Consider the following 23,064-nt stretch of genomic DNA (forward strand, 5'->3'; position numbering starts at 1 on the left):
GACGATGTGGGCCGGTGTCTGTTCCGGTTTCGAAGCGGTCTGCACTGCGGGCCCGCCAGGTCAATCAACGTCCCGAGCGGTTTGGCCTCATGCCCGATTGTGAACTGGACGAAACGCACCGTGCCGACAACACTGGAGTCACGCTTTCAGGGATGGGAGATCAGGGTGCGGGGTAGGAGTCTGGGATGGCGTCTGGTTTGCGGTGCGTGTGCCTGTCTAGTCCCGTTATTCGGGGCGGGCGCTGAGAGAGTCACTCAGTCATCCGAACCGGCACCGTCGCCCTGGGTGGTCGCTCCCAAGTTCAGCAGTGACCCGAAAGTTGGCACGTCGCTGGGTTTCCTGGCCGGTTACCTGTTCAAGCTCGATCCCGGCTCCACATCGTCGATGGCCGGGGCCATGGGCACCTACAGCAACACCGATTCCTACCTCGCCACGGCCTTCCTGCGTTCCTACTGGGACAAAGACCGCAAGCGCCTGACGGCGGCCATCGGCGGCGGTCGGATCAGGAACGACTATTCCGATTTCCTCGGCTCCGGCCTGCCCGCCTCCACCACCGACGAGATGAAACTGGCCTACGCGCGCTACCTTCAGGCCGTGCGGTCCGACTGGTTCGTGGGTGTTCAGGGTGTCTACACCAACTACCTGGCTGTGGGCGATGACTTCCGCACCGACGAAGTCCTCAAGGCCCTGGGGTTGAACGGCGTCGATTCCGGCGCGCTGGGGCTCGTGCTGATGTACGACGACCGCAACAACCAGAACGACCCCAGCGCCGGTAAACTGCTCGACATCAACAATTTCGCCTACCGCGAAGCGTTCGGTGGGGAAGAAAACTTCGATACCCTTAATCTCGATTTCACACATTACATCGCCCACGCCAAGGGCGCTGTGTTTGCCTATCACATTGCCGGACGCTGGACGCACGACGCCCCCAATAGCGGTTATTCCAGTGTTCACCTGCGCGGTTACACCCGGGGGCAGTACCTGGCGCCGCATTCGGTGAGCCTGGAAGTGGAAGAACGCCTGCCGTTATACGAACGCTTCGGTGTCAACGTGTTTGCCGGCGTCGCCTGTCTATATGGTGACGGGGAAGACTGTGGCGAGCGCGATAACCTCTATCCCAGTGCGGGTGTGGGGATGTCCTACCTGCTCAAACCGTCGGAACAGATGGTGGTGACGCTCGACTACGCCAAGGGCGAAGGCGAAAACAGCGGCTTTTACGTGCGCTTTGGCCGGGCTTTTTGAGTCGTCCCGGACGTCCGGTAGAGAGCTCCAGGCTGTTGTACAGTGGATATTTTTCGAACGCCTTCTACGCTTACAGGAGGCGTTTCAATGAAACGTCTTGTTTACGTCTGAGGCGGTTGGCCCGTTGAGAGGGAGTCCACGGGCCACCGAAGTAGCGACGGTGAGGCAGGGTCTTTGCCCTGCGCCATTGCAGATGGAGTTGCTGGTCATAGCTGTCGGATGCCTCAAGTGTGTCGAGGCCATAGAGTCACTCCGCATCCTGCCTGAACCAGATCGATATCGCGTGCCGTCCTGCCGTACCCGAACAACAGGTTATCTCGAATTGCGGTCGGGCGTGTGTGACGCCCTCCTGTGATGGTCGATGCGCCGCACCCGTTGGCGCCGATCCCAGCCAAGTGGAAGGCACGTGGTATCGGTTTTCGTCTTCCCTTGAGTCTCAAGCTCGAAAGGGAGTCATCCAGACATGAATATGCAACACCTGTTCCAACGCCATCGGCTGCTTTCCGGCCTCGCCGCCGGCTTGCTCGCATTCGGTGCGGGCACTGCCCCGGCTCAGGACGCCGCCACGGACGCGACGCGATCCGCCAACCAGAAACTCCTGGAAGAACTGCCGTTCAGCGACCGGCAGGATTTCGATGATTCCAGCCGGGGCTTCATCGCTCCGTTACCCGACAACGGCGTCATCAAGAATGAGAAGGGCGATACCATCTGGGACGCCAGCCAGTTCATGTTCGCCAGGGACAAGGACGCGCCCGACACGGTCAACCCCAGCCTCTGGCGTCAGCTCCAGTTGCTGGCCCAGCCCGGGCTGTATGAAGTCACCGATCGCATCTATCAGGTGCGCGGGGCCGATCTCTCCGGTATCACGTTCATCGAGGGCGATTCGGGGATCATCGTGATTGATCCCTGTATCTCTGCGGAAACCGCCAAGGTGGCTCTCGAACTCTACCGCGAGCATCGCGGGGACAAGCCGGTCACGGCGGTGATCTACACCCACAGTCACATCGACCATTTCGGCGGCGTTCGCGGCGTGCTGGATGAAGCCGACGTCGAGGCTGGCAAGGCCAAGGTCGTGGCGCCGGAAGGTTTTGTCGAGGAAGCGGTCAGCGAGAACGTTTTCGCGGGTAACCACATGACTCGCCGCGCCGGTTTCATGTACGGCAACCTGATTGAAAAAGGGCCGCAAGGCAGTCTGGGGACAGGGCTGGGGCTCTCCACCTCGACGGGCACCGCCACATTGATTGAGCCCACCGATCTCATCACGGAAACCGGACAGAAAATGACCCTGGATGGCGTCGAGTTCGAGTTCCTGATGGCGCCGGGCAGTGAGGCGCCGGCGGAGATGCATTTCTACGCGCCCGAGCTGAAAGCGCTCACCACTGCGGAGAACGCCACCCACACCATGCATAACCTCTACACCCTGCGCGGGGCCAAGGTGCGCAACGCCAAGGCGTGGTCCGGTTACCTGCACGCCTCCCTGGAACGCTGGGGCGATGAGGTGGAGGTGCTCTACGCGCCGCACCACTGGCCCATGTGGGGCAACGAAAACATCGTCAACCACCTCAAGAAGCAGCGAGACCTGTACAAGTACATCAACGACCAGACCCTGCGTCTGGCCAACCAGGGCTACAACATGATCGAGGCGGCGGAGATGATCGAGCTGCCGGACGAGCTCGACCAGTACTGGCCCAGCCATGGCTACTACGGCAGCCTTAACCACAACGTGAAGGCCACCTGGAACTTCTACCTGGGCTGGTTCGACGGCAACCCGGCGCGCCTGCATCCGTTGCCCCCGGTGGAAGCCGGCGACAAGTTCGTGGAGTACATGGGCGGGGCCGACGCCATCCTGGAAAAAGCTCAAAAGGACTACGACGAAGGCAACTACCGTTGGGTCGCCCAGGTGCTGGACAAACTGGTCATGGCCCAGCCGGATAACCAGGAGGCCAAGGATCTGATGGCGGCCGCCTTCACGCAAATGGGCTACCAGGCCGAGAGTGGGCCGTGGCGTAACTTCTACCTGTCCGGGGCCAAGGAACTGCGTCAGGGCGTCAAGGTATTGCCGATGCCCAACACCAGTTCGCCGGATATCGTGAAAAGCATGCCCATGGAAATGTTCTTCGACTTCCTGGCGGTGCATGTGGATGGCGAGAAAGCGGCCGGGAAAACCATCGTCATGAATATTGAACTGCCGGATCTGGACAAGCGCTATGGCCTGGTGCTGGAGAACGCGGTTCTGAACTACTACGCCGAACCGCAGGATGAGGCGGATCTGTCGATTTCGGTCACCCGCGAGAACTTCAACAAAGTCATCATGGGGCAGTCGTCCCTGCAGGATCTGATCGAGGCGGGCGATGCCACGATCGATGGGAATTCCAGCCAGTTCGACGAATTCCGGTCGACGCTGGTTGAGTTCGACCCCTGGTGGCCGATTGTGACGCCTAAACAGGCCGCTATGTAATGGTTTGCGGCGCCGGCACGCATAGTGCGGCCGGCGCCCGGGATGTGTTGGCCAGTCAGGGAGAATCATAATGATGGAAATAAGGCGTCTATCGGCGCGAACCGGTAACTTTGCGGTAGGTCTGGCGGTGGCGCTGGGGGCCAGTCTGTCCAGCCCGGCAGCCTGGGCGCAGGACGCGTCCGACCTGGCCAAGCAGTTGGCCAATCCCGTCGCCAGTCTGATTTCGGTGCCGATCCAGTCCAATTTCGACTGGAACATCGGCCCGGAAGACGACGGCGAACGCCTGACGGTCAACGTCCAGCCGGTGGTGCCCTTTTCGCTGAATGACGACTGGAACCTGATCAGCCGGACTATCCTGCCGATCATCGACCAGAGCGATATTTTCCCCGGGGCGGGCAGCCAGTCCGGGCTGGGGGACACGGTCCAGAGCCTTTTCCTGTCGCCGGTGGAACCCACCGCCAACGGCTGGATCTGGGGTGCCGGGCCGGTGTTCCTGTTGCCGACCGGAACGGACGACCTGCTGGGCTCGGATAAATGGGGCCTCGGCCCGACGGCCGTGGCGCTCAAGCAGTCTGGCCCCTGGACCACCGGCGGCCTGGCGAATCACATCTGGTCCGTGGCCGGGGACGACGACCGCGAGGACGTGAGCCAGACGTTCGTCCAGCCGTTTTTCACCTACACAACACCCACCGCGCTAAGCGTTACCCTGACCGCCGACTCCACCTACAACTGGAAAACCAACGACTGGACGATCCCCGTCGGGCTGTTCGCCGCGCAGGTGTTCAAGGTCGGATCGCAGACGATGCAGGTCCAGGCCGGGCCACGCTATTACGCCGAAAGCCCGGACAGCGGCCCCGAAGGCTGGGGCGCGCGGGTCAACATCGTGTTTCTTTTTCCCAGGTAGAATCGTGGATCAGGCGGTCGTTTCCTCCGCCTCAGCCATCGCCCGATACTGCGGCATCAGCTTCTCCACCAGTCCGCTCCAGCCGATGGGCAGACGCTTTTCCAGCGCGGCCAGGGTGGGGTCACTGGATGGGGGGATCGCGACCGGCTGCTTGCTGGCGTAGATCACGTAGTTGTTGGTCCGGGTGCGGTAGAGCATGACTTCTGGAAACAGCCGCGCCAGATGGCGGACGAGGGTGCCGTCCCGGGCTGGGGCCAGGTGGAAGTTCATGGCCAGCCAGCCGGTGTCGCTGAGCACCCGGCTGCACTGGTCGATGAAGCGACGGTGGGCCTGCACCGGGCTCATGCGGTCGGCGCTGTAGAGGTCGGTGAGGATCAGGTCGGTGCTGGCGTCAGGCATGTCGCGCAGGGCCGGACGCACGTCGGAGACGCTGATGCGCACGCGCGGGTCGTCCGGCATGTGGAAGTACTCCCGCGCCACATCCACCACCGCCTGGCGCAGCTCCACGCCGTGGATGTCACAGTCCGGCAGCAGCCGGTGCAGGGCGCCGATCATCACGCCGCCGCCGACACCCAGCACCGTGGCCCGCGCCGGCTCCGTGAACGCCAGCGGCAGCAGCATGGCGCGGTTGTATTCGTGCACCGGCAGCCAGGGTTTCCGGCGGGCGATCTTGCTTTGTTCGAACACCGAGTCGAAAGTCAGCACCCGGTGCTTGCGGTAATCCAGGACGCGGATGGGACCCAGGGCATCCCCGGTCTCGTAGGTGACGTTGCCGTTGAGGCGGAAGGGCATAATCAGGCTTCTTGCGAGTGTCCGCCCCTATCCTACGCCAGATCAGTCCCGCCGTCCCAGGTAGCGATCGATGGTCGCCTGCCAGCCGGGGGATTCGGTGACCGCCAACACTTCCGCCGATACGGACTCACGCAGCGGGCTGCCCTCGGGCAGGGCCAGGGCGTAGAGCTGCTGTTCGAACACGCCCGGCAGCACCGTCAGCGGCCGGCCTTCCTGCTGGTTGCGGTATTGCAGCAGGGCCTGGTCGTAGACGATGGCGTCGGTGTCGCCGCTGGCGGTGGAGCGCAGCGCGCTGGTCAGGTCGGGGTACAGCGAGTGGCGCACGCGCTGTTCTTTGAGGTACTCCTCGCTGGCGGTGCCGGCGACGGTAGCGATGTGGTTTCCGGGCAGATCGGAGGGACCCTGGATCTGGTTCTGCAGGTTGCTGACGGTCAGCGACGAGGTGATCGCCGCGGTAAAGCTGGCCACCATGATCAACCCGGCGAACATCCACACCAGCGCAATCAGGCGCCCGGCCAGGGACACCGGCGCCTTGTCGCCATAGCCCACGGTGGTCATGGTCACCGCCGCCCACCAGAAGCTGGAGCCGATGCCCTGGGCCGGTGTGCCGCCGAATTGCTCCGGATTACGCCGCCGCTCCACCAGCCACAGCGCAAAGCCCACGGCCAGCAAGAGTGCCGCGAGGCCCACGATGACGCTTAGGAACTGCCAGCTCACCAGCGCCCTGAACGTGCTGAACAGGCTGGTTTCCGGCACCGGCGGAATCGCGATGGACAGGCCGGTCTGATAGAACGGGTGGCTGAAATCGAAGCGGTTTTCCCGGTCGGCGGTCATGGTCAGCGCGCCCACAGCGACGTCGATCTCGCCGCTTTCCACCTGCTCAAGCAATTCGCGAAAGGGCAGGGGCTCGTACTCGAAGTCCCGTCCCAGGTCGTCGGCGATCTGCTGCCACAGCTCGATGCTGATCCCGGACCACGTGCCGTCGTCGTCCTGGATGACAAACGGGGGGACTTCGGTGATGCCCACTTTGAGGGGCGTGGTGGATTGGCCGTGGGACAGGGAACAAAGCAGGGTAAGCGCAACAAGAGTCAGCAAACGTCCGGGTAACCGCATCGTGAATCCTTGGTTTTCGATGTTGTGTGTTGTCTAAACGATAGGTTTCCAATGCATACGTCGCAAACGGCTTCCGGATGCATGCCGCGCGGAATACAGCCCGACCAGTGGCAATCTCCCGGTTTCCTTCTAGGCTTATCTCAGGCGTCTCGAAATGTATAACGGCTTGGCCAGCAAGGGAATTACCGCCGGGTCGACGAGCGGGGTGCCGTTCAGTGTTCGCCCACCGGGTACCACTCCCTGAGCAGAGGTTGATGTCTTGAGCAGACGATGGATGTGTCTGGTTTTGTTGTGCCACGTGGGTGTCGTTATGGCGATGGAACGGGGTGTATCCCTGCCGGATGCGGCCGGCTACGTTGGTACCGAAACCTGCGCCGGCTGCCACCAGACAGCGACCGCCGACTGGCGGGAGTCCCACCACGATCTGGCGATGGAGCCGGCCACGCCGGACACCGTGCTCGGCGATTTCGACGATGCCCGCTTTGACTACTACGGCACGGAATCCCGCTTTTTTCGTCGCGGCGAGGATTTTTTCGTCCGTACCGACGGCCCGGACGGCGAACTGGCGGACTTTCGCATCGCCTACACCTTCGGCGTGGAACCGCTGCAGCAGTACCTGATTGAGATGCCCGGCGGCCGCCTGCAGGCGCTGAGTATCGTCTGGGATGCCCGCCCCGAAAGCGACGGCGGGCAGCGCTGGTACCACCTGTTTCCGGACGAGCCAATCCGGGCTGGCGATCCGCTGCACTGGACCGGGCGCGACCAGAACTGGAACTTCATGTGCGCCGACTGCCACTCCACCAACCTGCAGAAAAACTACGACCGCGAATCGCACACCTACGCCACCACCTGGAGCGAGATCGATGTCGCCTGCGAAAGCTGCCACGGGCCCGGTCAGACCCACGTGGAAGCGATGCAGGCGGACAACTGGGATCTGCCTCACAGTGGTTTCCAGCTCTCCCTGTCCCGGGCGGAAACCCGGGTCTGGGCCATCGACCCGAAAACCGGCAATCCGCACCCCTGGCAGAGCGGCCCCGAAGCCCAGCCGGAGCTGGAAGTCTGCGCCCAGTGCCATTCCCGCCGCGCCACCCAGTTCCACGGCGCGCGCCCGGACGACGGCCTGTTCAACCATTTCATGCCGTCCCTGCTGGAAGATGGCCTGTACCACGCCGACGGCCAGATCGACGGGGAAGTCTACGTTTACGGCTCCTTCGTGCAGAGCAAGATGCATCAGGCGGGCGTGACCTGTTCGGATTGCCACAACCCCCACAGCCTGGCGCTGAAAGCCGAGGGCAACGCCGTCTGCGGCCAGTGCCACCAGGTCTCCAAGTACGACGCGGAAACCCATCACGGCCACCCCCAGGGCAGCCCAGGCGCCCAGTGCGTGAATTGCCACATGCCCGAGAAAACCTACATGGGCGTCGACGACCGGCGCGATCACAGCTTCCGCATCCCGCGTCCGGACCTGAGCGTCGAGCTGGGCGTGCCCAACGCCTGTACCCAGTGCCACGACGACCGCGATGCCCAGTGGGCCGCCGAGGCCCTGGAGAAGCGCCACGGCGAACCGCCGCAGGGGCATTTCGCCCGGGCGCTGTACGCCGGGCGCTACGGTGGACCGCAGGCGGAACAGCGGTTGTCCGACCTGATCCTCGATACCACCCAGCCGGCCATCGCCCGGGCCACGGCGGTGTCGCTGCTGCCGCGCTACCTGTCCCAGCAATCGGCACCGGTGCTGCAGCAGGCCAGCCGCTCCGACGATCCGTTGATCGCTTTGGGTGCCGCCGAGTCGCTGGATGGCCTTCCCCAGCAGTACCGTCCCATGTTTGGCCTGCCCGGCCTGTACGATGGTCACCGGGTCATCCGCAGCCTGACGGCCAGCAGCCTGTCGCCCTCAAGTATTCCCGCCAATCCGCCGGATCTGCGGCAGCGCTATGACGCGGCGCTGGACGAATACATCGAATCCCAGCGCAACAACGCCGACCGGCCGGAGTCGTTGACCAACCTGGGGGACATCCGGGGCCGGCAGGGAGACGCCGAAGCATCGGAGGCCAGCTACCGCGACGCCATCGACCTGGCGCCGGAATACACCCCGGCCTACGTCAACCTGTCGGATTTCCTGCGCAGCCAGGGCCGTGATGAGGCGGGGCGCGAGGTGCTGGAACAGGGATTGAGCCGCGTGCGCGATCCGGCGCCGATTCATCACGCCCTGGGGCTACTGCTGGTGCGCCAGAAGCAGCTTGGCGCCGCGTTGCCCCACCTGCGTCAGGCGGCGGAGGCGCCTTCGGCCAGCACCCGCTATCGTTATGTGTATGCCGTCGCGCTGCAGTCCAGTGGCGATGTGCGCCGGGCCATCGAGGTGTTGGAAATGGCCCACAACGACGATCCCGGCGACCGCGACGTGCTGGCGGCTCTGGTGTCCTACCTGCGCGCGACGGGGCAGGCACAGAAGGCGGATTTCTACGTCCGTCGACAGGCGGGCGGTGGTTAGCGGGCATCCGTCGGGCACCCGCTGACGTAATCGGCTGGAAAAAGAAAGCAATCAGGAAAACAGAATACAGGAAGCAGGAAGCAGGAAGCAGGAAGCAGGAAGCAGGAAGCAGGAAGCAGGAAGCAGGAAAAATCAGAACAACGGGGAGATCCCATTATGAGATCGACGGTTCCCTGCCTGGCCACGCTGTGCTTATCGCTCACGCTGGCCGCGTGCGACACACGGGATGATACTTCGAAGGATCAGGCCGCCACCGCCGGCGGGACGGACTCGCCACCGGCCGAAGCGCCGCGTGAAGAGCAAGATCGCCTGCAGCCGCCCGGCGAAAGCGGTGTGTTGCGGGTGGTTACCCGCAACGGCTCCACCACCTACTACCTGGACCGTCTGGAGGAGCCCGCCGGTCCCGAACACGACCTGGTGCAGGCGTTCGCCCGGCAGCAGGGCTGGGCGGTGGAATGGGTTGTGGTGCCGTCCACGGCCGAGGTGCTCCAACGTTTGCGGGCCGGTGATGTGCATCTGGCCGCCGCCGGCCTGACCCATCTGGCCTCGCGGGACGCCGCGTTCCTGCGCGGTGGCCAGTATCGCGCCATCACCGAGCAACTCGTGTGCAACCGGGCCCTGCGCCCGTTGCCGGATACGGCGGCGGAAATGGCCACCTTTAACATCCGCGTTACGGCCGGCTCCAGTTACGTGGAAACGCTCGCGGCGCTGCAGGCCGAGAACCCGGAGATCCTGTTCGAGGAAGACGACCGCATGAGCACCGAACGCCTGCTGGGCCAGGTGGAGCAGGGCAAGCTCGACTGTACGGTCGCCGACTCCAACATCGTGCAGGTGAACCGGCGCTACATGCCACACCTGGACATCGCCATGGATCTGACGCCGTCACAGTCGCTGGGGTGGTACCTGCCCAAGGAGTACGAGGCGCTGGCCCAAACCACCCGCGCCTGGTTCGACAGCGATAGTGGCGCACTGGCGGCCAACAGCGTCGACTACCGCTACTACGCCTACATCAGCGAATTCGACTTCGTCGATTTGCGCGCCCTGAACCGGCGCATCGACGACCGGTTGCCCAAATACAAACCGCTGTTCCTGCAGGCGGAAGAAAGCACCGGCCTGCCTGCCGACCTGCTGGCGGCCCAGTCCTACCAGGAGTCCCATTGGGACCCGCAGGCGCGCAGCCCCACCGGTGTGCGCGGGTTGATGATGCTGACCCTGAACACCGCCAAGGCCTGGGGAGTGGAAAACCGGCTGGACCCGGTGCAGAGCGTGGACGGCGGCGCCCGCTACCTGGCCGACCGCCACGAGCGCCTGCCCGAGACCATCCCCGAGCCGGACCGTACCTTCCTGGCGCTGGCCAGCTACAACGTCGGCCGCGGCCACCTGCTGGACGCCCGCACCCTGGCCCGGAAACTGGGCAAGAACCCGGATTCCTGGTCGGACATGAAAGACGTGCTGCCGCTGCTGGCGGAAGAGGAATACTACGCCCAGTTGCGCTACGGCTACGCCCGGGGCTATGAGCCGGTGCACTACGTCACGCGCATCCGCAACTACCGGGACGTGATCGAGGGTGCGTTTACCGGGGCCGGGGTGACGACCACGGACGGGGATTAAGGCGCCCGTTGAAACCGCACAATTGGCCCGCTACGGAGCGGTGCCCGGCCAGGGATGGCAAGCTGTAGAATACACACTCTTTACTATCGTAAAGTTAGGTTAATTAGGTTGTGGCTATGGAAACGGCCTCCATATACTGCTCGTGATTGCTGTCTATGGAGTTGCCGTATGCCCCGCCTGAGGTCACGCCTTAAACCTCGTTCGCTCGCCCGGTCCCTGTTTTGCCGCTTGCCCCTGCCCGGCGTAAAACGCCCGGTGTTTATCGTCGGCTGCGGCCGTTCCGGCACCACGATTTTCGGAACCGCGCTGTCCCGGCACGACGCGGTCACCTATCTGAACGAACGGCGTGATCTCTGGTTCTCGGCGTTTCCCGAAACGGATATCTGGAGCCGCAAGGCGGTCCGGCGTGGTGGCCGGCTCAGCCTGGACGAACAGCACGCCGACCCGGTCCGGAGCCGCAAGCTGGCCCGCCTGTTCCGCTTCGAGACCCTGCGCCGGCGGCGGCCGATACTGGTAGAAAAACTGCCCATCAACAATTTCCGGCTGCCGTTCATCCGCGCCGCTTTCCCGGATGCCCGCTTCATCCACATCTACCGCAACGGCCTGGAAGTGGCCCGCTCCATCGAACGCTTCAAGGCCGAAAAGCCCTGGTTCGGCGCGGACGGCTACAAGTGGCAGCGCCTGGCGCATTTCGCCGGGAGCCATCCGGACTACGCATCGCTGGCGCCACACTGCCTGAGCGACTTCCAGCGCGGGTTGCTGGAGTGGCGCATGAGCACCGAAGCGGTGGTGGATTTCCTGGCGACCCTGCCGCCGGAGGATTTCATGGAGATCAGCTACGGCGAACTCATGTCACGACCCTGCGAGACGCTGGAATGGGTGCAGGATTTCATCGGCCTGGAACGCGATCCCGCCGTCGCCGGGTTCGCCCGGCAGGCGCTGTCACGCCGCAGTGAACCGGTGGGCGGGGAGGACTTTCCGGACGAGCTGCGGACCCTGGGCGGCCCCTTGCTGCCGAAGTCCATGGCGGGGTTTGGAGGGCTGGTAGCAGGCCTCGGCTGACAGGGGCCGGCTTCAGATCGCCGGCGCCTGATACGTCGGGAATATGCCTGAACGCTCCATACAGCGGCCCGCGTCGAGGCCCTTCAGGGCGCCGTGTTCGGTCACCAGCAGGGTGCTCATGCCGGCGCTTTGCCCGCCCAGGATGTCGGTATGCAGGGTGTCGCCGACCATCAGGACCCGATCCGGATCGGGGTTGCCAAGACGCGCCAGCGCCGCCTCGAAAGCGGGGGTATAGGGCTTGCCATAGAACACCGGCGTGATACCGGTGCGGTCCACCAGTTGATGGGCGAAGAAACCGGGTTCCAGGGTCAGGCGGTCGCCGCGCGGGGCCACCAGATCCGGGTTCGCCACTTCCAGCGGGCGCGGGTAGCTGGACAGGCTGGCTTCCAGTATGGACTGGTGGGATCGGGTCCAGTCCTGGGTGCTCAGGAACAGGAAACCGTCGCAGCGGTCCATGCGTTCGCGCAGGCTGCGATCGGCGTTGCCGTGAATGGCGAGGGCGTTGACCGGCAGGGTTTCCGGGCGCGCATGGGGCGGGGCAATCACGCCCCACAAGCCCTGGCGCGGGTTCTCGGCGAGGGCCTGTTCGAGCAGCCAGCGGCTGCAGATCAATTGCTCCGGTTCGATGGCGAAGCCAAAGCGGCGGTACTTGGCGACCAGGTCGCGGGTGCTGGCGGTGGCGGCGTTGGACAGGATCAGGCAGCGTTTGCCCGCCTTCTGCAGTTCGGCGAAACGGAACACCGCGTTGGGCAGCGGCCGGTCGCCGGTGTTGAGCACACCGAAGGCGTCGAACACAAAGGCGTCGAACAGCGCCGTCAGACCATCCAGCGAGTGGTAGACCGACGGTGGGCGCGTGGTGGCAAGTGGCGAACGGCGCGGCAGGCGATGGCGAATGCGTTCGTATTCCGAAAAGGCCCAGCGGGGCGTCGGCGGCATCAGGTCGTGCACCGCCGATAACGATTCCGATGTTGTCATGACTACAGGACTGCCTGTCTCACCCGGGCCGAAACCCATTCCGAGAGTACCACCGTGGCCAGGATGACGATGAAGATCATGGTCACCTGGGGCCAGGCCAGTACGTTAAGCGATGCCTGTAACTGTAGACCCAAACCACCGGCGCCGACCAGCCCCAGGATGGTGGATTCGCGGATGTTGATGTCCCAGCGGAACACGCTGATGCCCCAGAAGGTAGGCAGCACCTGCGGCACGATGCCGTAATCGATGATCTGCAGCCCGGAACCGCCGGTGGCGCGCACCGCCTCCACCTGTTTCTCGTCGATTTCCTCGATGGCCTCATACAGCAGCTTGGCGACAAAGCCGATCGAGCGCAGGCCGATGGCGATGATTCCCGCCAGCAGTCCCGGGCCGATGATGGCCACCAGCAGCAGCGCCCAGATCAGCGAGTTGATCGAGCGCGAGGCGACGATGATCAGCAGCGCGACGGGCCGCACCAGGTACACGCTGGGCGTGGTGTTGCGGGCCGCCAGGAAGGCCACCGGCACCGCGATGATGACGCCCAGCAGCGTGCCCAGGGTGGCGATGTTCAGGGTGTCCCAGAGCGGCTCCCACAGGGTGTTGATGTAGCCCCAGGCCGGCGGCACCATGCGCCCGCCGATGTCGGCCGCCTGGCGCGGGGCGTCGGTGACGAAGGCCCAGATGGTGTCCCGGGTCATTACCTGCCAGCAGAACACGGTCAGCGCCACCAGCCAGAACCAGCCCACCCAGCGCAGCAGGCGCTGCTTCGGGGTGCGGTATTGCCATTGTGATTCGAGGGTCCCGGTCGTCATTGCACCCACCGCCTTACATGGGAGGAGCTGTATTCCACCAGCAGCACGATGGCGATGATGATGATCAGGATGGCGCCGGCGGAGTCGTATTCGTAGCGGTCGATGGCGGTGTTCAGGGTAGCGCCGATGCCGCCGGCGCCGACGATGCCGATCACCGCCGATTCGCGGAAGTTGATGTCCAGCCGGTACAGGGACAGGCCGATCAGGCGCGGCATCACCTGGGGCTGCACGGCGTAGTTCACCACCTGCCACCAGCCCGCGCCGGTGGCCCGCACCGCTTCGATCTGCACCGCGTTGCAGGCTTCGATGTCCTCGGCCAGCAGCTTGGAGAGGAAGCCGATGGTGGCGAACGCCAGGGTCAGGAAGCCGGCAAACGGGCCAAAGCCGAACATGGCCACCAGCAGGATGGCGATGATGATCTCCTGGAACGAGCGCGACACGGTGATGATCGCCCGGCACAGCAGGTACACCGGCATGGGTGTGAGGTTGCGGGCGGCGCCGATGCCGATCGGCACCGAAATCAGGATGCCGGCCACGGTGGAGGTCACCGTCATGGTCAGGCTCTCGATCAGTCCGGCCTGGATGTCGTCCCAGCGGCTGGTGAAGTCCGGCACCAGGAAGCCCTGCACGAAGCGCCAGCCCCGTTCGAGGCCTTCGTAGACGCGCATCCAGTCCACCTCAATGGACTGCACCGCCAGGACCAGGTAGACCAGCGCGCCGATGTAGATCGTGCGGCGCCAGCCGGTGTGAGTGAACAGCGCCGGTGGGCGTTTCCAGGGGCGCGGCGCGTTGGATTCGGGGGTGGACGACGCGGTCACAGGCCCTCCGCCACGGACAGGTTGCCGGCGTCGGATTCGGCGTGCTCGCCGTCCCCGCGCAGCTGGTTCCAGTCCTCGTCGCCATAGATGGTGGTCAGCACCTCGTTGCCCAGATCATCCGGCGGTCCGTCGAACACCACCTGCCCGTTACGCAGGCCGATGATGCGGTCGGCGAACTGCTGCGCCAGCATCACGTCGTGGATGTTGATGATCGCCGGCAGGTTGCGCTCGCGGCACATGCTCTGGATCAGGCGCATGATCTGGCGTGAGGTCTTGGGATCGAGCGACGCGGTGGGTTCGTCCACCAGCAGCAGCTCGGGATTCTGTTCCAGGGCGCGGGCGATGCCCACCCGCTGGCGCTGGCCGCCGGACAGGGCGTCCGCGCGCTTGTTGAAATGGTCGCCCAGGCCCACCCGCTCCAGCAGGGCGAAGGCCTGGTCGATGTCCGCCTGGGCGTAGCGGCGCAGGAAGGAGCGCCAGGCGGAGACGTAGCCGAGGCGGCCGGAGAGCACGTTCTCCATCACCGTCAGCCGCTCCACCAGGGCGTACTCCTGGAAGATCATGCCGATGCGCCGGCGCGCCTGGCGCAGCGCACGCCCGTTGAGGCGGGTCAGGTCGGTGCCGCCGAGCAGCACCTGACCGGCGGTGGGCTCCACCAGCCGGTTGATGCAGCGGATCAGGGTGGATTTGCCCGCACCGGAAGGGCCGATCAGCCCCACCACCTGACCGGCGGGAATGGTGAAGCTGACGTCGGTCAGCGCCTGGTCGCCGGTCTTGTACGTCTTGGATACGGCCTTGAGTTCCAGCACGGGCTATCCGGTCCTTATTGGCAGTTGTACTGGACGCCGTTGGCGGCGTCGATCTTGCGGATCACTTCCCATTCCTTCTTGAAGGTGATGGGGATGAACTGCGCCTCGCCGGACTTGGAGAACTCCTCCTGCAGGGAGGTGCCTTCCCAGTCGAAGGTCGCGAACGCGTCCTTGATCTGCTCCTGCAGCTCCGGCTTGAGGTTGTAGGCCATGCCGTAGCCGGTGGTGGGGAAGGTCTGGGAGGTGTAGACCGTCTTGATCTGGTCCTCGCTCACCACGTCACGGCGCAGCATGCGATCCAGTACCGAGTTGGCGATGGCGGCGGCCGGATAGTCCTTGTTGGCCACGCCCAGGATGGAGTTGTCGTGCTTGCCGGAGAACACCGGTTCGAAATCCTCGCCGGCGATCATGTTGTAGTCGGCCTTGAGGATGGCGGACGGCGCCTTGAAGCCGGAGTTGGAGGTCTGCGAGGTGAACGCCAGCTCCTTGCCCTTGATGTCTTCCACTTCCTCGATGCCCGACCCCGGGTACGTGATGATCTCCATCTCGTAACCGAAGGAGCCGTCCTCGGAGGCCATCATGGTGAACGGGCGGAAACCGGCGCAGGCCACGGCCAGCGGGTTGGAGCCGGTGTTGAAGCCGGCGATGTGCAGACGCCCGGCACGCATGGCTTCGATCTGGGCGGCGTTGGACTGTACCGGGAAGAACTGGACCTTCTTGCCGGTCTTCTCGGACAGGTAGTCGAGGAAGTCCGACCAGGCGTCCTTGTAGACCGCCGGGTCTTCCACCGGGGTGTAGGCGAAGATCAGCGTGGACGGGTCCACCTGCTGGGACGGGTCGCTGGGAATGTCCGCCACCAGGTCGCCGTCGGCGTCGGTGTAGCGGCTGTCGAGTTTGAATTCAGCGTGGGAGAGCGCCGGGCACAGCAGCGCAGCACAGGTAAGGGCGAGCAACTTTTTCATGGTTTTTTATCCCTGGTCGTTGAACCTGGTTTGTTGTTCCGGCAGTCGCCGACAACCTCCGCGGCACTGCACGGTCTCAAGTCGCTCCCTACGTTATAGCAGCCAAATGGCAGTTTTGTGACAGCACGGGATAACTGCTTTTCCCTCAATTGGTTACACGTTCATGGCTGGCTAATTGTGGTGATAGCCTGGGTTTATTGCTCAATTTCTGGACGAAACCGCGATCTGTGACGATGCTCTAGTTTGGTACAGCAACAATCAGAAAAAGCATCTTTCCAGAAACAGCCGGACCCTCCCGGGCCCGGATTGCCTGTGCCCGGAGGAGCCTCCGACAAGGCCCCGAAAGCTGACAACAACAAAGATTGGGGACAACGCAAATGACGACACGTGCAAGCGGAATCATCCGAAAGACCGTGGCTTTTCGCCGTGGTTTCCTGAGCGCCCTGGCGCTGGCGACAGCCTCCCTGTTCGCGACTTCGTCCGCCTCGGCGGCCACCACCTGGAAGATCCAGTCCGTCTGGGATGCCGGCACCGTGGGCTATTCGCTGTTCGAGGATTGGTGCGACAGCATGGAGAAGAAGAGCGGCGGTGAGCTGGTCTTCAAGTGCTTCCCGGCCAAGGCGGTGGCGGCGGACAACAACGCCCTGTTCGAAGCGGTGCGCAACGGCGTGCTGCAGGGCATGAACCCGTTCACCCTTTACTGGTCCGGCAAGATCCCGGCGACGGTGTTCCTGTCCTCCTACCCGGCGGGCCCGGATCAGCCGCACCAGTGGGACACCATGTTCTATTCCCTGGGCATGCTTGAGAAAACCCGGGAAATCTACCGCAAGTACGGCCTGTTCTATGTGGGGCCCATCCAGCATGACGCCAACATCATCCACTCCAAGGAGCCGGTCAGCAGCCTGGACGACCTCAAGGGCATGAAGATCCGCGTGCCCGGCGGCATGGTGGCCGAAGTGTTCCAGCAGTTCGGCGTGTCCACCGTCAGCCTGCCCGGTTCCGACATCTTCCCGGCCCTGGAGAAGGGCACCATCGACGCGGCCGACTACGTGGGCCCGGCGGTGAACTGGGAACTGGGCTTCTCCCAGGTGACCGACTACATCCTGTTCGGACCGCCGGGGGTGATGTCCATCTACCAGCCGGTGGACCTGATGGACCTGACCGTCAACCTGCGCGCCTGGAACAACCTCTCTCCAGCGTTGCAGCAACTGGTCGAGGACGAAGTGCGCATCTACTCCCAGAAACACTACCTGACCATCCAGAAGCGCAATGTGGAGGCCATGGAGAAGTTCAAGGAAGCCGGGGACACCGTCTCGCGCCTGAGCACGGACGACCTGCAGCGCTTCCGCCAGGCGGCCATTCCCATCTGGTACAAGTGGGCCAACAAGGACGAGGACGCCCGGGCCATCTTCGATATGCAGCTCGAATACATGATGAATGAGACGGTGGGGTACGTGAGCCCGGAAGATATCGAAGGCATGGAGTAACACCCGCGAACAGCACCGCCGTATCGACCGGCGGTGCCTGCGAGGTCGATAAAACAACAACAGGCGGGTGGGCTGGTTCAGGCCCGCCCCATCGAGCCCCCGGCGGCTGAAACGCCGGGGGCTCGGGCGTGTCCCGGGGGAAACCATGTCCGATCTGGAAGGCTTTGGATTCGTACTGCCGCACTGGCTTTATTGGGGCTGGCTGGCGGTCATGCCGTTGCTGATGATGGCACTCGACCGCTGGTACCAGAAACGCAAACCGGCCGAGCCTCGCGATGAGACGGCCACACCCGGCGAGGGGCAGGACGCGGAAGACACCGTCTACACGCGCCACCCGGACGCCGGCGTCAATTGGTTTACCCGCACCATCGACTGGATCAGCGAACACTCCGGCGTGTTCGTGGCCTTCTGGACGGTGAACGCGGTGTGCTTCTATTTCTTCGAAGTGGTGATGCGGTATGTGTTCAACATGCCCACCATCTGGGTGCACGAGGCCAGCTTCCTGCTACTGGGGATGCAATATCTGCTGGCCGGCGCCTTCGCCATGCTGCACGGCGCCCACGTGCGGGTGGACGTGCTCTACAACCTGCTGCCCGAGCGCGGCCAGGTGGGCATGGACATCTTCACATCCATGTTCTTCTTCATCTTCGCGCTGATCCTGGCCATCACCTCCTGGACCTTCTTCCAGAACTCTCTCTCGATGAAGGAAACCACCGTGGAAACCTGGGGCATCCAGTATTACCCGGTGAAGTTCATGATGCTGGTGGGCGCGGTGCTGATCTTCCTGGCGGGCCTGTCCAAGCTGATCAAGGACATTGCCCTGTTTGTCCGTCTGGGTAAGGAGGGCGCCTGATGAGCACCGACACCGGCAAGTACAATCCGGCGGCCAGCGCCGCGAACCGCATGATCGGCCAGTTCGGTACCTGGTTGATGATCATTGCCACGGTATCCCTGGCACTCATCATCGCCGTCGAGCTGATCAACATCCTGTTCTACGATCCCTACGGCGATGAGTACTTCCTGTTCCGCCTGGCGGGCAGTCTCTACGGCGTGGAAATCAGCACGCTGACCTTCCTCATGTTCGGCTCCCTGCTGGTGGCGCTGATGATGGGCCTGCCCCTGGCGTTCGTCACCGGCGGCCTGGGGGTGGTGTTCATCTACCTGGTGGGCGACGCGCTGATGCTCAACATCGTGCCCAGCCGCATCTTCCCGATGATGACCAACTCCGACCTGGCGGCGATCCCGCTGTTCATCTTCATGGCGGCGATGCTGGAGCGGGCCGGGCTGATCGAGGAGATGTTCAACGTGGTCTACAAGTGGATGGGCGGCCTCAGCGGCGGTCTGGCCTCGGCCACGATCCTCGCCTCCACCATCCTCGCGGCCATGGTGGGCGTGATCGGCGCGGCGGTGGTCACCATGGGCATCATTGCCCTGCCGGCCATGCTCAAGCGGGGCTACGATCACCAGATCGCCCTGGGGTCGATCATGGCCGGCGGCACCCTGGGCATCCTGATCCCGCCGTCGATCCTGGCGATTCTCTACGCGGTGGTGGCGCAACAGTCGGTGGGCGAGCTGTACCTGGGCTCGGTGGTGCCGGGGCTGATGCTGTCGGGCATGTACATCGCCTACGTGCTGATCCGCACCGCCATCAACCCCAAACTGGGGCCGCCGGTGGCGAAAGAGGAACGCATCTCCCTGGGCCAGAAACTGCTGCTGCTCAAGGACCTGATCGCGCCGCTGATCCTGGTGGCGTTGGTGTTGGGGCTGCTGTTCGGCGGCATCGCCACGCCGGTGGAGGCGGCCGGTATCGGCTCCTTCGGGGCCATGGTGGTGGCGGTGATGCACAAGTCCTTCTCCATCCAGACCCTCAAGGAAGCGTCGATCACCACCGCCAAGGCATCGGCCATGGTGCTGTGGATCATGTTCGGCGCCTCGGTGTTCGTGGGCTTCTACATCCTGCAGGGTGGCCAGGACTTCATCACCAACGCCATCCTGGGCACCGGCCTGTCGCCCTACGGCATCCTGTTCCTGCTGATGTTCCTGCTGGTGGTGCTGGGCATGTTCCTGGACTGGGTGGGCATCCTGCTGCTGGCGGTGCCGATCTTCATCCCCATCGTCGAGTCGCTGACCTTCGACGGCCTGTTCGGCCTGCCGGCGGTGCCCGGCGAGGACGTGGTGCTCTGGTTCGGTGTGCTCTACCTGGTGAACATGCAGATGTCTTTCCTCAGCCCGCCGTTCGGTTACGCGCTGTTCTACATTCGCGGCGTGTGCCCGCCGGAAATCTCCATGGGCACCATCTTCCGTTCATCGCTGGTGTTCCTGGCGCTGCAGTGCGTGGGGCTGGCTATGTGCATCCTGTTCCCGGCGGTGATCACCTGGCTGCCGAGCATCGTCTATGGCTGACGGTAAGCGGGGATGAGGACGGTTCCGATAAAAGTCGCATGATGGATCAGGCCGTCCCCGGTTATAGTCGGGGACGGCTTTCCATCGAATGAACAAGGAGACACTGCAATGCTGACACTCAAACGCCTGGACATCGCCGACGCCCGCATCCTGATCGAAGGCGCCGCCGCCAAGGCCCGCGAGATCGGCGTGCCCATGTGCATCGCCATCACCGACGAATCCGGCAACCTGGTGGCGTTCGAACGCATGGATGGCGGGAAGACCTCCAGCGTCATCATCGCCCAGGACAAGGCCTACACCGCCGCCGCCGCGCGCAAGGCCACCCACGAGTACAACGCCGCCAACCAGCCGGGCCAGCTGGCGTTCGGTATCCACACTGAAGTGGGCGGGCGCATCAGCTCCGTCGGCGGCGGCCTGCCGGTCAGTGTCGACGGCGAGGTGGTCGGCGGCATCGGTCTGAGTTCCGGCACCCCGCAGCAGGACATGGAGTGCGCCCAGGCCGGGCTGGACTATTTCCTCGAAAAGCGGGGTTGATTCGGCCGCTTCTCCCTGTAAATCTAAGAACAACGACAATAATAGATCGGCCATTCATGGCCGGGAGAGAGCCCGATGGCTACCGAGTCCACGGTCGATCGTGCGGAGCTGGCGCGCCGGTTCCGGACGTTCATCGACCCCGATTTCGTCATCGAGGATGACGAAACCATCCGTCCCTACGAATGCGACGGCCTGTCGATGTACTGCGAGATGCCGTTGCTGGTGGTCCTGCCCGAGACCGTCGAGCAGGTACAGCAGGCCATGCGCCTGTGTCACGAGCTCGGCGTACCGGTGGTGGCCCGCGGTGCCGGTACGGGTTTGAGCGCCGGCGCCATGCCCCACAGGGACGGCGTGGTGCTGTCCCTGGCGAAGTTCAACCGCATCCTCGAGATCGACCCGCTGGCCCGGACCGCGCGCCTGCAACCCGGCGTGCGCAACCTGGCCATCAGCGAGGAGGCCGCCCAGTACGGCCTCTACTACGGGCCCGATCCGTCCTCCCAGATCGCCTGCACCATCGGCGGCAATGTGGCCGAGAACTCCGGCGGTGTGCACTGCCTCAAGTACGGGCTGACCGTGCACAACATCCTCAGCGTGGAAATGGTCACCGTGGACGGCGAGGTGGTGATCGTCGGCAGCGACGGCCTGGACAGCTGTGGCATGGACCTGCTGGCGCTGATGACCGGCTCCGAGGGGCTGTTGGGCATCGTCACCGAGGTGAAGGTCAAACTCCTGCCCAAGCCGGAGAAGGCCCAGGTGGTGATGGCCGGTTTCGACTCGATCCAGAACGCCGGCGACGCGGTGGGCGGCGTGATCGCCCAGGGCATTATTCCCGGCGGCCTGGAAATGATGGACGGCTACGCCATCTCCGCCGCCGAGGATTTCGCCCACGCCGGCTACCCGCGCGAGGCGGCGGCCCTGCTGCTGTGCGAGGTGGACGGCACCGAGGAGGAAGTGCAGGAGCACATCGAACAGGCCGAGAACCTGTTCCGTTCGTTCGGCGCCACCTCGGTGCGCACTTCCCAGAGCGAGCAGGAGCGGGCGCTGCTGTGGAAGGGGCGCAAGTCCGCGTTCCCGGCGGTGGGGCGCATCTCGCCGGATTACTACTGCATGGACGGCACCATTCCTCGCGGCCAGTTGGCCTACGTGCTGACGGAAATGCAGAAGATGTCGAAGGAATTTGGCCTGCGGGTGGCCAACGTGTTCCACGCCGGCGACGGCAACATGCACCCGCTGATCCTGTTCGATTCCAACGTCCCCGGCGAGTTCGAGCGCACCGAAGCCTTTGGCAGCCGTATCCTTGAGCTGTGTGTCAGGGTCGGTGGCTGTATCACCGGCGAGCACGGCGTGGGCGTGGAGAAGATCCGCCAGATGGCGGTGCAGTTCGGCGACCTGGAGCTGACCCAGTTCCATGCCCTCAAGGCGGCCTTTGACCCGCAGGGCCTTCTCAACCCGGGCAAAGGGGTGCCCACCCTGCGCCAGTGCCAGGAATACCGCGCCCTGGAACCCAGACAAGCCCCTGCGGAGGCCGGATGAGCGACCAGACCGAACACCTGCAGGCGCAGGTCCGCGCCGCGTTGCAGGACAATCGCAAGCTGGCCATCGTCGGTGGCGGCAGCAAGGCGTTCATGGGGCGGCTGAGCGACGTGCTCTGTGATCCGCTGGAGCTGTCCGGCCACAGCGGCATCGTCGACTACCTGCCGGTGGAGCTCGTGCTCACGGTGCGCGCCGGCACGCCCCTGCGTCAGATCGAGGCGGCGCTGGCGGAGCATAACCAGTGCCTGTCCTTCGAGCCGCCGCATTTTTCCGAAAGCGCCACCATCGGCGGCACCCTGGCCTGCAACCAGTCCGGCCCCGGCCGGCCCTGGACCTATTCCGTGCGCGACCAGGTGCTGGGGCTGCGGCTGATCAACGGCCATGCGGAGCACCTGCGCTTTGGCGGCCAGGTGATGAAGAACGTGGCGGGCTACGACGTGTCCCGCCTGCAGGCCGGCGCCCTCGGCACGCTGGGGGTGATCACCGAGATCAGCCTGAAAGTGATGCCGCGCCCGGCCCACAGCCTGACCCTGGTGCAGCCGATGCCAATGGAGGATGCCATTCCCTTCATGAACCAGCGTGCCGGCGAGCCCAAGCCGTTGACCGGCGCCTGCTGGCTCGACGGCCAGCTCTACCTGCGCCTGTCCGGCGCCCGGTCGGCGGTGGAGGCCACGGCCCATCACTGGCCCGGCGAGGTGATCGAGGACGCCGAACGCTTCTGGGCCGACCTGCGCGACCAGCGCCTGGATTTCTTTGCCGGCGACGCGCCGCTGTGGCGCTTCTCGGTCAGTCCGACGGCTCCCAATCCCCCGCTCGACGGCCCCTGGCTGCTGGACTGGGGCGGCGCCCAGCGCTGGTATCGCGGCGAGGCTAACCTGTCCGATATGGAGCCTCTGGCGGCCGCCGCCGGCGGCCAGGTCAGCCTGTTCCGGGGCGGCGACCGCAGCGGCGAGGTGATGCATCGCCAGCCCGAGGCCCTGCGTGGCCTGCAGCAGCGCCTGAAACAGGCCTTCGATCCCCAGGGTATTTTCAATCCCGGACGTCTCTACAGCGGGTTGTAA

General features: G+C 64.3%; 19 protein-coding genes. 12 read left to right on the forward strand and 7 right to left on the reverse strand.

The features are described 5' to 3' along the window. Positions 1-285: 285 nt before the first annotated feature. From DKK67_RS00805 to DKK67_RS00815, 3 genes are all read left to right on the forward strand, one after another. Entirely contained in the window at positions 286-1,242 is a 957-nt protein-coding gene (locus DKK67_RS00805; RefSeq protein WP_111493456.1) for a BamA/TamA family outer membrane protein, read from the forward strand. A 463-nt stretch (positions 1,243-1,705) separates the two neighbouring features. Continuing rightward, complete coding sequence (locus tag DKK67_RS00810; RefSeq protein ID WP_111493458.1) at positions 1,706-3,700, forward strand: alkyl/aryl-sulfatase; 1,995 nt, start codon at positions 1,706-1,708, stop codon at positions 3,698-3,700. A gap of 70 nt (positions 3,701-3,770) precedes the next feature. Beyond that, entirely contained in the window at positions 3,771-4,604 is an 834-nt protein-coding gene (locus tag DKK67_RS00815; RefSeq protein WP_228160479.1) for a transporter, read from the forward strand. Between the two features lie 9 nt (positions 4,605-4,613). Here the strand turns inward: DKK67_RS00815 and DKK67_RS00820 are convergent, their stop codons facing one another. Together DKK67_RS00820 and DKK67_RS00825 are read right to left on the reverse strand one after the other, a co-directional pair. Further along, entirely contained in the window at positions 4,614-5,396 is a 783-nt protein-coding gene (locus DKK67_RS00820) for a spermidine synthase (RefSeq protein WP_111493460.1), read from the reverse strand. A 42-nt stretch (positions 5,397-5,438) separates the two neighbouring features. Continuing rightward, a complete protein-coding gene (locus DKK67_RS00825; RefSeq protein WP_111493462.1) occupies positions 5,439-6,509 on the reverse strand; it encodes a transporter substrate-binding domain-containing protein in 1,071 nt (356 codons plus the stop codon). 310 nt (positions 6,510-6,819) lie between these two features. Between DKK67_RS00825 and DKK67_RS00830 the strand changes: the two genes are divergently transcribed. From DKK67_RS00830 to DKK67_RS00840, 3 genes are all read left to right on the forward strand, one after another. Then, positions 6,820-8,997, forward strand: a complete 2,178-nt coding sequence (locus tag DKK67_RS00830) for a cytochrome c3 family protein (RefSeq protein ID WP_228160480.1) — start codon at positions 6,820-6,822, stop codon at positions 8,995-8,997. 156 nt (positions 8,998-9,153) lie between these two features. Continuing rightward, positions 9,154-10,608, forward strand: a complete 1,455-nt coding sequence (mltF, locus tag DKK67_RS00835) for a membrane-bound lytic murein transglycosylase MltF (protein ID WP_111493466.1) — start codon at positions 9,154-9,156, stop codon at positions 10,606-10,608. A 168-nt stretch (positions 10,609-10,776) separates the two neighbouring features. Next, on the forward strand, positions 10,777-11,670 hold the full coding sequence (locus DKK67_RS00840) for a sulfotransferase family protein (RefSeq protein ID WP_162628699.1): 894 nt from the start codon (positions 10,777-10,779) through the stop codon (positions 11,668-11,670). Positions 11,671-11,682: 12 nt separating this feature from the next. On the opposite strand, the gene DKK67_RS00845 is transcribed toward DKK67_RS00840, so the two are convergent. From DKK67_RS00845 to phnD, 5 genes are read right to left on the reverse strand one after another with little or no spacing between them, the layout of a single operon-like run. Then, positions 11,683-12,645: an HAD-IIA family hydrolase gene (locus DKK67_RS00845; RefSeq protein WP_111493470.1), complete on the reverse strand. Its 963-nt coding sequence runs from the start codon at positions 12,643-12,645 to the stop codon at positions 11,683-11,685. Between the two features lie 2 nt (positions 12,646-12,647). Further along, positions 12,648-13,457: a phosphonate ABC transporter, permease protein PhnE gene (gene phnE / locus DKK67_RS00850; protein ID WP_111493472.1), complete on the reverse strand. Its 810-nt coding sequence runs from the start codon at positions 13,455-13,457 to the stop codon at positions 12,648-12,650. After that, complete coding sequence (phnE, locus tag DKK67_RS00855; RefSeq protein ID WP_111493474.1) at positions 13,454-14,275, reverse strand: phosphonate ABC transporter, permease protein PhnE; 822 nt, start codon at positions 14,273-14,275, stop codon at positions 13,454-13,456. The genes phnE (DKK67_RS00850) and phnE (DKK67_RS00855) overlap by 4 nt, the downstream gene beginning before the upstream one ends. Next, positions 14,272-15,084, reverse strand: a complete 813-nt coding sequence (gene phnC, locus DKK67_RS00860) for a phosphonate ABC transporter ATP-binding protein (protein ID WP_111493476.1) — start codon at positions 15,082-15,084, stop codon at positions 14,272-14,274. The genes phnE (DKK67_RS00855) and phnC overlap by 4 nt, the downstream gene beginning before the upstream one ends. 14 nt (positions 15,085-15,098) lie before the next feature. Continuing rightward, positions 15,099-16,046 (reverse strand): phosphate/phosphite/phosphonate ABC transporter substrate-binding protein, encoded by a 948-nt coding sequence (gene phnD / locus DKK67_RS00865; RefSeq protein ID WP_111493478.1) that lies wholly within the window; start codon positions 16,044-16,046, stop codon positions 15,099-15,101. A gap of 377 nt (positions 16,047-16,423) precedes the next feature. Between phnD and dctP the strand changes: the two genes are divergently transcribed. From dctP to glcE, 6 genes are all read left to right on the forward strand, one after another. Then, on the forward strand, positions 16,424-17,533 hold the full coding sequence (gene dctP / locus DKK67_RS00870) for a TRAP transporter substrate-binding protein DctP (protein WP_111493480.1): 1,110 nt from the start codon (positions 16,424-16,426) through the stop codon (positions 17,531-17,533). A gap of 145 nt (positions 17,534-17,678) precedes the next feature. After that, positions 17,679-18,386, forward strand: a complete 708-nt coding sequence (locus DKK67_RS00875; protein ID WP_111493482.1) for a TRAP transporter small permease subunit — start codon at positions 17,679-17,681, stop codon at positions 18,384-18,386. After that, positions 18,386-19,936 (forward strand): TRAP transporter large permease, encoded by a 1,551-nt coding sequence (locus DKK67_RS00880; RefSeq protein WP_111493484.1) that lies wholly within the window; start codon positions 18,386-18,388, stop codon positions 19,934-19,936. Before DKK67_RS00875 ends, DKK67_RS00880 begins: the two co-directional genes overlap by 1 nt. Before the next feature lie 108 nt (positions 19,937-20,044). Beyond that, positions 20,045-20,470, forward strand: coding sequence for a GlcG/HbpS family heme-binding protein (locus DKK67_RS00885; RefSeq protein ID WP_111493486.1), 426 nt, complete (start codon positions 20,045-20,047; stop codon positions 20,468-20,470). Between the two features lie 75 nt (positions 20,471-20,545). Continuing rightward, entirely contained in the window at positions 20,546-22,003 is a 1,458-nt protein-coding gene (locus tag DKK67_RS00890) for an FAD-linked oxidase C-terminal domain-containing protein (RefSeq protein ID WP_111493488.1), read from the forward strand. Continuing rightward, on the forward strand, positions 22,000-23,064 hold the full coding sequence (gene glcE / locus DKK67_RS00895) for a glycolate oxidase subunit GlcE (protein WP_111493490.1): 1,065 nt from the start codon (positions 22,000-22,002) through the stop codon (positions 23,062-23,064). The genes DKK67_RS00890 and glcE overlap by 4 nt, the downstream gene beginning before the upstream one ends.

Origin of the sequence: Marinobacter bohaiensis (assembly GCF_003258515.1) — a bacterium.
Taxonomy (GTDB): domain Bacteria; phylum Pseudomonadota; class Gammaproteobacteria; order Pseudomonadales; family Oleiphilaceae; genus Marinobacter_A; species Marinobacter_A bohaiensis.

Bases quoted from the DNA above. Each gene is read 5' to 3' on its own strand.
- DKK67_RS00880 (WP_111493484.1), top strand. From the start codon at position 18,386: ATGAGCACCGACACCGGCAAGTACAATCCGGCGGCCAGCGCCGCGAAC.
- DKK67_RS00890 (WP_111493488.1), top strand. From the start codon at position 20,546: ATGGCTACCGAGTCCACGGTCGATCGTGCGGAGCTGGCGCGCCGGTTC.
- DKK67_RS00815 (WP_228160479.1), top strand. From the start codon at position 3,771: ATGATGGAAATAAGGCGTCTATCGGCGCGAACCGGTAACTTTGCGGTA.
- phnE (WP_111493472.1), bottom strand. From the start codon at position 13,457: ATGACGACCGGGACCCTCGAATCACAATGGCAATACCGCACCCCGAAG.
- DKK67_RS00830 (WP_228160480.1), top strand. From the start codon at position 6,820: ATGGCGATGGAACGGGGTGTATCCCTGCCGGATGCGGCCGGCTACGTT.
- DKK67_RS00845 (WP_111493470.1), bottom strand. From the start codon at position 12,645: ATGACAACATCGGAATCGTTATCGGCGGTGCACGACCTGATGCCGCCG.
- DKK67_RS00820 (WP_111493460.1), bottom strand. From the start codon at position 5,396: ATGCCCTTCCGCCTCAACGGCAACGTCACCTACGAGACCGGGGATGCC.
- glcE (WP_111493490.1), top strand. From the start codon at position 22,000: ATGAGCGACCAGACCGAACACCTGCAGGCGCAGGTCCGCGCCGCGTTG.
- phnD (WP_111493478.1), bottom strand. From the start codon at position 16,046: ATGAAAAAGTTGCTCGCCCTTACCTGTGCTGCGCTGCTGTGCCCGGCG.
- DKK67_RS00840 (WP_162628699.1), top strand. From the start codon at position 10,777: ATGCCCCGCCTGAGGTCACGCCTTAAACCTCGTTCGCTCGCCCGGTCC.
- dctP (WP_111493480.1), top strand. From the start codon at position 16,424: ATGACGACACGTGCAAGCGGAATCATCCGAAAGACCGTGGCTTTTCGC.
- DKK67_RS00810 (WP_111493458.1), top strand. From the start codon at position 1,706: ATGAATATGCAACACCTGTTCCAACGCCATCGGCTGCTTTCCGGCCTC.
- DKK67_RS00885 (WP_111493486.1), top strand. From the start codon at position 20,045: ATGCTGACACTCAAACGCCTGGACATCGCCGACGCCCGCATCCTGATC.
- DKK67_RS00825 (WP_111493462.1), bottom strand. From the start codon at position 6,509: ATGCGGTTACCCGGACGTTTGCTGACTCTTGTTGCGCTTACCCTGCTT.
- DKK67_RS00875 (WP_111493482.1), top strand. From the start codon at position 17,679: ATGTCCGATCTGGAAGGCTTTGGATTCGTACTGCCGCACTGGCTTTAT.
- mltF (WP_111493466.1), top strand. From the start codon at position 9,154: ATGAGATCGACGGTTCCCTGCCTGGCCACGCTGTGCTTATCGCTCACG.